This window comes from Yoonia sp., assembly GCF_036007805.1.
GTDB lineage: Bacteria > Pseudomonadota > Alphaproteobacteria > Rhodobacterales > Rhodobacteraceae > Yoonia.
This window is the reverse complement of record NZ_DASYOK010000385.1, coordinates 1-9,829: the sequence shown is the minus strand read 5'-3', so window position 1 is coordinate 9,829 and position 9,829 is coordinate 1. Positions and strand designations below refer to the sequence as shown.

General features: G+C 60.1%; 10 protein-coding genes. 5 read left to right on the top strand and 5 right to left on the bottom strand.

Translation table 11 applies throughout. The features are described from left to right. The 5 genes from VGP75_RS20420 to VGP75_RS20400 form a co-directional block, all read left to right on the top strand. A partial coding sequence (locus VGP75_RS20420; protein ID WP_327545393.1) for an ABC transporter permease occupies nucleotides 1-853 on the top strand: 853 nt, incomplete at its 5' end. Then, the gene (locus tag VGP75_RS20415; RefSeq protein WP_327545392.1) at nucleotides 850-1,665 is read left to right on the top strand and encodes an ABC transporter permease; all 816 of its coding nucleotides are present in this window, start codon (nucleotides 850-852) and stop codon (nucleotides 1,663-1,665) included. The genes VGP75_RS20420 and VGP75_RS20415, both read left to right, overlap by 4 nt. After that, a complete protein-coding gene (locus VGP75_RS20410) occupies nucleotides 1,662-3,248 on the top strand; it encodes an ABC transporter ATP-binding protein (protein ID WP_327545391.1) in 1,587 nt (528 codons plus the stop codon). Before VGP75_RS20415 ends, VGP75_RS20410 begins: the two co-directional genes overlap by 4 nt. Before the next feature lie 58 nt (nucleotides 3,249-3,306). Beyond that, a complete protein-coding gene (locus VGP75_RS20405) occupies nucleotides 3,307-4,044 on the top strand; it encodes an SDR family oxidoreductase (protein WP_327545394.1) in 738 nt (245 codons plus the stop codon). Continuing rightward, nucleotides 4,028-5,047: a P1 family peptidase gene (locus VGP75_RS20400; protein ID WP_327545390.1), complete on the top strand. Its 1,020-nt coding sequence runs from the start codon at nucleotides 4,028-4,030 to the stop codon at nucleotides 5,045-5,047. The genes VGP75_RS20405 and VGP75_RS20400 overlap by 17 nt, the downstream gene beginning before the upstream one ends. On the opposite strand, the gene VGP75_RS20395 is transcribed toward VGP75_RS20400, so the two are convergent. The 5 genes from VGP75_RS20395 to VGP75_RS20375 all read right to left on the bottom strand — a co-directional run. Beyond that, nucleotides 5,044-6,222: an NAD(P)/FAD-dependent oxidoreductase gene (locus VGP75_RS20395; protein WP_327545389.1), complete on the bottom strand. Its 1,179-nt coding sequence runs from the start codon at nucleotides 6,220-6,222 to the stop codon at nucleotides 5,044-5,046. The two genes, VGP75_RS20400 and VGP75_RS20395, sit on opposite strands and share 4 nt — an antisense overlap. A gap of 169 nt (nucleotides 6,223-6,391) precedes the next feature. Further along, complete coding sequence (locus VGP75_RS20390; protein ID WP_110280686.1) at nucleotides 6,392-7,384, bottom strand: ABC transporter substrate-binding protein; 993 nt, start codon at nucleotides 7,382-7,384, stop codon at nucleotides 6,392-6,394. 48 nt (nucleotides 7,385-7,432) lie between these two features. After that, nucleotides 7,433-8,284, bottom strand: coding sequence for an ABC transporter permease (locus tag VGP75_RS20385; protein ID WP_327545388.1), 852 nt, complete (start codon nucleotides 8,282-8,284; stop codon nucleotides 7,433-7,435). After that, entirely contained in the window at nucleotides 8,281-9,201 is a 921-nt protein-coding gene (locus tag VGP75_RS20380; RefSeq protein WP_327545387.1) for an ABC transporter permease, read from the bottom strand. Before VGP75_RS20380 ends, VGP75_RS20385 begins: the two co-directional genes overlap by 4 nt. A gap of 45 nt (nucleotides 9,202-9,246) precedes the next feature. Continuing rightward, a partial coding sequence (locus tag VGP75_RS20375; RefSeq protein WP_327545386.1) for an ABC transporter ATP-binding protein occupies nucleotides 9,247-9,829 on the bottom strand: 583 nt, incomplete at its 5' end.

Below are 9,829 nucleotides of genomic sequence, written 5' to 3'. Positions count from 1 at the left end.
GGGCGATCCTGCGGCCTTTATGCTGGGCGTCAACGCCCGCCCCGATACAATCGCCGCCTTGCGCGCCGAAATGGGCCTCGATCAATCCGTGGTGACGCGGTATTTCGATTGGGTCACAGGGTTGCTGCGCGGTGATTTCGGACAGTCATGGACCTATAAAACCCCTGTCGCAGACCTAATCGCAGACCGGATCTGGGTTTCGATTCCTCTTGCGATCTATGCGCTGGCGCTCTCGACCCTCATTGCCTTTCCCGCAGGCATCTACGCGGCCAGCCGCCGTGGCGGCGCCGGCGATGTGACCATCATGGGGGCCACGCAACTGGGCGTCGCGATCCCGAATTTCTGGTTCGCCATGATCCTTGTGCTAATCTTTGCAATCAACCTGCGCTGGTTCTCGGCAGGCGGGTTTCCGGGTTGGGACAACCCGTTGCAGGCCATCAAAGCCCTGACCCTGCCTGCCATCGCGCTCGCCCTGCCGCAAGCGGCCATCCTCGCGCGGGTCATGCGCTCATCGCTCTTGGATATGCTGGGCGAGGATTTCATCCGCACCGCGCGCGCGAAGGGCCTTTCGGCCCGCCAAGCGCTTTGGAAACACGCCGTGCGCAACGCGTTGATCCCTGTGCTCACCATCATCGGTCTGCAATTCTCGTTCCTGCTCGCAGGAGGGATCATTATTGAGCAGGTCTTCTTCCTGCCCGGTCTGGGCCGCCTGATTTTCCAGTCGATCAGCGCCCGCGACCTGATCGTCGTGGAAAGCGTGGTCATGCTTCTGGTCTTCACCGTCATCATGGTGAACTTCCTTGTCGATCTGGCCTATGCCGCCGTCGATCCACGGCTGAGGACCAAATCATGAGCCGCAATCTGATCATCGGCACGGCGCTGACGGTCCTGTTCATCGCACTTGCAGCGCTGTCCTTTCTGTGGACCCCCGCCGATATCGAAACACTGGATATCCCCAACAGATTGCAAACGCCAAGTGCCGCGAACTGGCTTGGCACCGATCATTTCGGCCGCGATATGCTGTCGATGATCATGATGGGCGCGCGCACCTCGATTGCCGTTGCCCTGCTTGCGGTGGGCATCGGCATGGCGCTCGGCATCCCTTTGGGATTGCTCGCGGCGGCACGGCACGGATCATTCCTTGATGAACTGATCATGCGCGGCAACGACCTTGTTTTCGCCTTCCCCTCGCTGGTCATCGCCATTCTGATTACCGCTGTTTTCGGCGCCTCTGCCGTCAACGCCATCATCGCCATCGGTATCTTTAACATCCCCGTCTTTGCCCGCCTGACCCGTGGCGCGGCCCTGCCACTGTGGGAGCGTGATTTCATCCTTGCCGCCCGCGTTTGCGGAAAATCCGCCACGCACATCTCAATCGAACATATCCTGCCCAACATCACCAACCTGATGATCGTTCAGGGCACGATCCAGTTCAGCCTTGGCATCTTGGCAGAGGCCGCCTTGTCCTACATCGGCCTTGGTGCACAGCCACCGACCGCCAGCTGGGGGCGGATGTTGGCCGACGCACAGACCCTCGTCAGCATTGCCCCCCATGTGGCCCTCGTCCCGGGCTTTGCGATCTTGTTGATGGTGCTGGGCCTGAACCTGATGGGTGACGGGCTGCGCGACTGGCTTGATCCCCGCATCAGGGTGGCCCGTACATGAGCCTGCTTGCGATCAAAGACCTGTCGCTTTCCATCGGTGATACCGAAATCCTGCATGATATCGACCTGACCATCGCGGCCGGCGAAATCGTTGCGATCACCGGCGAAAGTGGTTCTGGCAAATCCATGACAGCCCTCGCCGTCATGGGCTTGTTGCCACGCGGATCGGTGGCCAAAGGCGCGATTAACCTCGACGGCACCGACATTTTGCAAACCTCTGAAACCGACCTGTGCAAGATGCGCGGCAACACAATGGGCATGGTGTTTCAGGAACCCATGACAGCACTCAACCCTGTGCAAACCATCGGCGCACAGGTCGCCGAAACAATCCTGATCCACGAAAAAACCACCAAGTCCGAAGCCCACAAACGCGCTGCCGCCATGCTGGAACGCGTGGGGCTGAAAGTGCCACCCTCGCGCTACCCGCATGAGCTCTCAGGCGGGCAGCGCCAGCGTGTCGTCATCGCCATGGCCATCGCCCTGCGTCCCAAACTGCTGATCGCGGATGAACCGACCACGGCACTTGATGTCACGACGCAGGCCCGCATCCTTGATCTGCTGCGCGATCTCGTCCGCGAATTCGACATGGGGCTTTTGCTGATCACCCATGATCTGGCAGTCGTGGCGGACATCGCCGACAAGATCGCCGTCATGCAGAACGGACGCATCGTGGAGTCCGGCGCAACCAGGCATCTCTTTGCCCATATGCAGCACCCCTACACCAAGGCGCTCTTCGCGGCCTCGGCCCATACCGTCTCACTTCCCGAAACGCCCCCTTCACCCCCGATCCTGCAAGTCAGGAACGTCGCCCGCGATTACCCCATGTCGCGCACGGCCTTTCTGGGTCCGCGCCCCGTCTTCCGCGCCCTGCACGACATCAGCTTTCACATCAACGCGGGCGAACGTGTCGGCCTTGTCGGTGAAAGCGGCTGCGGAAAATCGACCCTAACAAGGGCGATATTGGGGCTGGAAGACGTACAAGAGGGCGAAATCACGCTTGATGGTGACCCTGTTTTCAGCGGCAAACGCCCCAACCTTGCGGTCCGGCGCAAGATGCAGGTCGTGTTTCAGGACCCCTACAGCAGCTTCAATCCCCGCCACCGGGTTGACCGTTTGATCACCGAACCCTTCCACCTTTTGCCACATCCGCCCACAGGACCGGCGCGCGCCGATGCCATTGCCAAAGCGCTCACTGACGTGGGCCTGTCGCCCGCTGACGCAAACAAATACATCCACGAATTCTCGGGCGGCCAGCGCCAGCGTATTGCCATCGCCCGCGCGCTGATTATTGAACCCGAACTGATCATCTTCGACGAGGCGGTCTCTGCGCTTGATGTCTCGGTCCGCGCCCAGGTGCTCGACCTGATTGCGGACCTCTGCCGCAAGCGCCCCTTGGCCTATCTGTTCATCAGCCATGATCTGTCCGTTGTGCGCACAGTCACCGACCGTGTCATGGTCATGCAGGCGGGAAAAATCGTCGAACAGGGCGAAACAGAGACTGTTTTTGCACATCCTCAGCACCCCTACACCCGCACATTGATCGCAGCGGCGCCCAAGCTGCCGGATATTGGGCAGACGGGATAAGAAAGAGATTGCAGCGCGGCCTGCGTCCATTACGCTGCCGGAAAATGAGGGGGATATCATGCGACTGGCTGGCAAGACGGCGATTGTAACGGGCGGCGGCTCCGGTTTCGGGGCGGGTATCGCGCGCAAATTCGCGGCCGAAGGGTGCCATGTCATTGTGGCTGACCTTAATGTCGACGGCGCGCGGCACATCGCGGATGAAATCGGCGGGCGTGCATTGACATGCGATGTCTCGGACGGTGCCTCGGTCAACTACATGGCAAAGTCGGTGCTGGGCGCTGGACCGCTGGACATCCTTGTGAACAACGCAGGCATCACCCATCTGCCCAGCGCGATGGAGGACGTGAGCGAAGAGGACTTCGACCGCGTGGTGGCCGTGAACATGAAATCCGTCTACCTGACTGCCCGCGCCTTTGTTCCCCATTTCAAGGAACACAAGCGCGGCGCAATCCTCAACGTGGCCTCGACCGCTGGCGTATCACCACGCCCGCGGCTGAACTGGTACAACGCGTCCAAGGGCTGGATGATCACCGCGACGAAGACCATGGCGGTCGAACTGGCGCCCGACGGTATCCGCGTGAACGCGATCAACCCTGTGGCAGGCGAAACGCCTTTGCTGAAATCCTTCATGGGCGAGGACACGCCGGAAATCCGCGCCAAGTTCCTCTCCACCATTCCGCTGGGCCGCTTTTCAACGCCCGAGGATATGGGCAACGCCGCCTGTTTTCTCTGCTCGGATGAGGCCAGCATGATTACAGGTGTCGCGATGGAGGTGGACGGTGGCCGCTGTATCTAAAGGACCCCGCAACCTGATCACGGACGTTGCGGGCCTGCGCGTGGGCAATGCACAGGACGATCACATCAAAACAGGCACCACGGTGCTGGTCGGCGACGCACCCTTCACTGCCAGCGTCCACGTCATGGGCGGCGCACCGGGGACCAAGGAGACCGATCTGCTGGCCCCTGATAAGACAGTCGAACAGGTCGATGCGCTGGTGCTCTCGGGTGGCTCGGCCTTCGGGCTTGATGCCTGTTCGGGTGTCATGGACGGGCTGCGCGCGATGGGACGGGGGTTTGCCATCGGTGACATACGCATCCCGATTGTGCCGGGGGCGATCATCTTTGACCTGATCAATGGCGGCGCAAAGGACTGGGACGAAAACCCCTACCGCGCCTTGGGGCGAGAAGCGCTACAAAGCGCGTCCGAGCAGTTCTCCCTTGGCACCACAGGCGCAGGCACAGGGGCCATGGCCGCGATGCAAAAGGGCGGACTGGGGTCGGCATCGCTCATCCTCTCAGACGGCACGACCGTGGGCGCATTGGTTGCCGTCAACGCTTTGGGCAGCGTCACAACCCCCGGCGACAGACATTTCTGGGCCGCCCCTTTCGAAATTGACGGCGAATTTGGCGGCGCTGGGCCGGATCCAAACGCCGGACATGTGACATCAGAGCCAAGCCGCAAGGAACAGGCGATGATCCTGCAAGCGACCCAAGGCGCGAACACGACGATCGCGATCGTTGCAACCGATGCACCGCTGAGCAAGGTGCAATGCCACAGGCTCGCGGTGACCGCCCATGACGGCATGGCGCGGGCGATCGTGCCCTCGCATACGCCGCTTGACGGTGATCTGGTGTTCGGGGTCTCGACGGGGGCAAGCACGCCTGTTGATCAGACCCGTTTCCGCGAGATCGGAGCCGCAGCGGCCACCTGTCTGGCCCGCGCCATCGCGCGCGGAGCCTATGAGGCGACAAGCGCCCCCGGCGACATCATCCCGACCTATCGCGAGATGAACGGCTAGGGCGCAAACGCGCCGTCATAATAATCAGGGATCGCACCACCCGTCGCGACGATTGCACCCAGTCGCCCGATCTCATCCGCGCATTTCGCGGCGGCACCATTGCCAGCGGTCAGGGCGATAATGTGGTCGGTCTGCTGGTAAATAAACGGATTGCCATTGGGCGAAAAGCTCGTCGCACAACTATCAAAATGAATAGATCGGTACTGCAGCCCCGGCATCAGCCCGATCAGAATCTCCGAGATCGCCGCACCCGCCACGGGATCACCGCCACTGCGGAACCATGCGATCATATCGGCGACGCTGTGCAATTCGGTATCCACCGCATCGCCGCCGATTTTGATATAGGTCTTGCCATCGGGATAAAGCACAGGCGGCAGGATATAAGGATCCTCTGACCGGCCCGGCGGGACGTAGATCACCGAAGGCATCCCCGACAGACGCGCGGCCTCTTCCGCGTCCAGTTCAAAGAACGCAATCGTGCGGGCATAGACCCGCATCGGGATCGGATCGGGCAAAAGCCCCTCGGCTTTGGAAAACGCGCCACAGGCGACAATCACCTTTGCGGCGGTCAACACGGTACCCCCCGCACAATGCACCTGCGCCACACCGCCGCCCTCGGAAATCCGCATGACCGTATCACGATGCAACACAGCACCTGACTTGGTCGCTGCCGTAATCTCGGCCTTCACATGCAAACGCGGATTGATCCAGCCTGCGTCCGTCTCTTCATGCAGCGCAAGAATCCCCTCGGGAAAAGCAAACTCGGGAAACCGCGCGGCCAGTTCCGCACCGCGCAACGGCCTATGCGCGACACCATTCGCCTGCGCATGGCGCTGAGCGTTCAGAATATAGTCACGTTCCGGGCCTACTTCGGTGCCTGCCACAATCGCACCTGCGGGCGTATAGAAGTGCTGCGCTCCCTTTGCGGCAATCTCGGGATAACGGGCAATCGCCTCTTGCGCGAAACGAGCCCAGTTCTTGCGGGTGTCGATCTTGCGCGTGATCCGTGCCTGATCGTAGTGGCTTGCGAAAACCCCTGTATGCGTGGCCTTTTCCACCGGTTCATCCGGCCCGACAAGGGCCGTTTTCACCCCCATTTCCGCCAGATGACGCGCCGCCGCACTGCCCATCAGGCCCGCGCCGACAACGATCACATCATAGCTTTGTCCGGTCATGGCAGCCCCCGTTACACCGCATAATGACGCGACCATGACAAGCGCTGCGCGAAATGGGAAGTGGTCGAATGGATTGGAAACGCGGAAAGAATACGCAAAAGGCCCCGCGTATCACACAGGGCCTTTCGTTACTGCGATGTCCCGGCTCAGACCCGGAACGAAGCGGTGCCTAGTTCAGCGCCGCATCCGTAATCACGCTTGTCCATGCGCCTTCCGGCTGCGCAGAGATCACCGGATCAGAGCCACCCGCCAGCAGCGTGTCGACGGTACGCTGGAAGTCAGCCGGATCAAGCGCGCCATTGGACCCTGCGGTCAGCTTGGCAATCTCGCCCATCATCCGGATTTGCGCAGCCTCGGACTGTGCGCCAGTCTCGTCATTGTCAAGAACGATGCCAGCGGCCTCGACCGGGTTTTCTTCGGCCCATTTCCAGCCCTTCATCGAAGCGCGTACAAAACGCACCATCTTGTCGACAAAAACCGGATCTTCGAGGTTTTCTTCCAGCGCATAGATGCCGTCTTCAAGCGTGGCGACCCCCTGGTCCTCATACATGAATGTCACCAGCTCATCCTCGGACACACCCGCATCGAGCACCTGACCATATTCGTTATAAGTCATGGTCGAGATACAATCAGCCTCACGGTTCAACAAAGGATCAACGTTGAAACCCTGCCGCAGGACGGTCACACCCTCTTCACCACCATCGGTGGGAATACCGGCCTGGCTCATCCAGCTCAGGAACGGGTATTCATTACCAAAGAACCAGACGCCAATCGTTTTGCCACGGAAATCCTCAACCGTTTCGATGCCGGTGTCTTTCCAGCATGTCAGCATCAGACCCGATGTCTTGAACGGCTGCGCGATATTCACAACAGGCAGACCGCGTTCGCGGGCCGCCAGCGCGGATGGCATCCAGTTCAGCATCACATCGGCACCACCGCCGGCCAGAACCTGTGGCGGCGCGATATCAGGACCACCGGGAAGAATCGTGACATTCAGCCCCTCTTCCTCATAGAAGCCCTGATCCAGCGCCACATAGTATCCCGCGAACTGTGCCTGCGTGACCCACTGCAATTGCAGTGTCACATCATTGGCGTGGGCATCCGCATGGGCCATGCCACCCAATCCAGCGGCCATCGCCGCTGCCATCATCATCTTTTTCATTTTGACCTCCTAGTCAGTTGTTATGCCCTCTTTGCGGGGCTCAATTCATTATTTGCGCTGCGATGGGTGCCAAAAGGTCACCCGCCCCTCAATCCATGCCATCAATCCGTAAAAGGCACTTCCGGCCAATGCGGCAACGACAATCTCGGCCCAGACCATATCAAGCGCAAGACGCCCCACCGAAGTCGAGATGCGAAAACCCATTCCCACCGTGGGAGAGCCGAAAAATTCAGCAACAATCGCCCCGATCAGCGCCAAAGTCGTCGCAATCTTAAGCCCGTTGAAGATAAACGGCATGGCCGCAGGCAGGCGCAACTTGAACAGCGTCGGCCAATAGCCAGCACCATAGGTGCGCATCAGATCGCGCTGCATCGCTGTCGTGTCACGTAAACCGGCCACGGTGTTCACAAGGATCGGGAAGAACACCATCACCGCAACCACAGCCGCCTTGGACTGCCAGTCACTCCCCAGCCAGCGCACGAAAATCGGCGCAATCCCCACAATCGGCAAGGCCGCCATAAAGCCACCTACCGGCAGAATACCCCGCGTCAGAAAATCCGACCGGTCCGCAAGAATGGCCACACCAAAGGCCGCCAGCATCCCGATGATATATCCGGTCATGGCCCCTTTCACGATCGTCTGGACAAAATCCGCCCAGAGCGTCGGAATCTCATTGGCAAACCGATCGGCAATCATCGTGGGTGGCGGCAGGATAATCGGGCTGACCTCCAACAGGCGCACCAGAAGCTCCCACATGATCAATAGTGTCAGACCGAAAATCGCAGGCACCAATAACCGGACCAGACGGGTATTTGCCGCGGCACTATTCGCCAACCGCGCGTTGATAAACCAGCCCGCCGCCCAGATCGCCAAAGCGCTGATAATCGCTGTCCCCGTCATACCGCCTGCATCCCCATCCGGCGCAGGGTCCAGCGTTCAACCAGGCTGAAAAACCCCACCAATGCTGCCGCTGTCAACGCCGCGGCGAAAAGCGCGGCCCATGTGACCAAAGGCTGGCCGTACTGATCGCCCACCAGCATCCGCGCGCCAAATCCGGCACGCGCCCCCGTTGGCAATTCCGCAACAATGGCCCCGACCAGTGACGCCGAAATCCCGATCTTGAGCGAAGCAAAAAGATAGGGCACCGAGGCCGGCAACCGCAGCTTCCAGAACCCCTGCGCAGGGCTGGCATAATAGGTGCGCAACAGATCAAGCTGCATCCCATCAGGGCTGCGCAGCCCCTTCACCATGCCCACGACAACAGGAAAGAAACTCAGATAGGCACTGATCACCGCCTTCGGAAACAGCCCCTGAATGCCGATCGCCCCCATCATCACAATAATCATCGGCGCAAGGGCCAGAATAGGAATAGTCTGGCTGGCAATCGCCCAGGGCATCACGCTCATATCCATGGCGCGGTTATACACGATCCCCACCGCCAACAGGATGCCAAGGCCTGTCCCGATCACAAAACCCACCAGCGTGGCCGACAAGGTCACCCAGCCATGAAAGACCAGTGACCGCCGCGATGTGATGTTCTGCAAGGCAATCGTATTCCACATCTCCACCACAACCTGATGCGGCGAAGGCAAACGCGGCCGCTCCAGCGTATAGGTCATGCCGAACAATTGCGGATTGCGCAGTGCAAGCCCGATCCCCGAATACTCCTGCCGCGCCACAGGCGTATCAGGTGTGACCACAATATCCTGCCGCTGTGCCAGATCCGCCGTCAGATGCATATTCATCGGCACAACGGACACGATCCAGAACAACAGGATCGCCCCGATAACGGTCAGAACCGGCAGAACAGACTTCACCTGCCCACCTCATCATCTTGCCAAAAATACTCCCCCCGGAGGGTCCTACACATCGTCATGCCCTGCCCTCAGCCCGTCACGCACCCTGTGCGCAATCTCGATAAACTCGGGTGTATCGCGAATATCCAAAGGCCGCTCTTTGGGCAGCGGGCTTTCGATCACATCGGTAATCCGCCCTGGACGCGGCGACATGACGACAATCTTGGTCGACAGATACACCGCCTCGGGGATCGAGTGGGTGACAAAACCAATGGTCTTTTCGGTACGCGCCCACAGCTGCAACAACTGCTCGTTCAGGTGATCGCGCACAATCTCGTCCAGCGCACCAAAGGGTTCGTCCATCAACAGGATATCCGCATCAAAGGCCAAGGCCCGCGCAATCGAGGCGCGTTGCTGCATCCCGCCGGACAATTGCCACGGAAACTTCTTCTCGAACCCTGCCAGATCAACAAGGTCCAGCACCCGCGCCACCCGCTCGGCCTGTTCGGCCTTGGAGAACCCCATGATCTCAAGCGGCAGCTTGATATTGCCACCAATCGTGCGCCACGGATACAGACCAGCGGCCTGAAACACATAGCCATAGGCCCGCGCCATCCGCGCCTCATCCGGTGTCATGCCATTGACCGAG

Excerpts from the sequence above, each read along its gene's own strand:
- VGP75_RS20385 (WP_327545388.1), bottom strand. The coding sequence starts at position 8,284 with ATGACGGGGACAGCGATTATCAGCGCTTTGGCGATCTGGGCGGCGGGC.
- VGP75_RS20405 (WP_327545394.1), top strand. The coding sequence starts at position 3,307 with ATGCGACTGGCTGGCAAGACGGCGATTGTAACGGGCGGCGGCTCCGGT.
- VGP75_RS20390 (WP_110280686.1), bottom strand. The coding sequence starts at position 7,384 with ATGAAAAAGATGATGATGGCAGCGGCGATGGCCGCTGGATTGGGTGGC.
- VGP75_RS20410 (WP_327545391.1), top strand. The coding sequence starts at position 1,662 with ATGAGCCTGCTTGCGATCAAAGACCTGTCGCTTTCCATCGGTGATACC.
- VGP75_RS20415 (WP_327545392.1), top strand. The coding sequence starts at position 850 with ATGAGCCGCAATCTGATCATCGGCACGGCGCTGACGGTCCTGTTCATC.
- VGP75_RS20395 (WP_327545389.1), bottom strand. The coding sequence starts at position 6,222 with ATGACCGGACAAAGCTATGATGTGATCGTTGTCGGCGCGGGCCTGATG.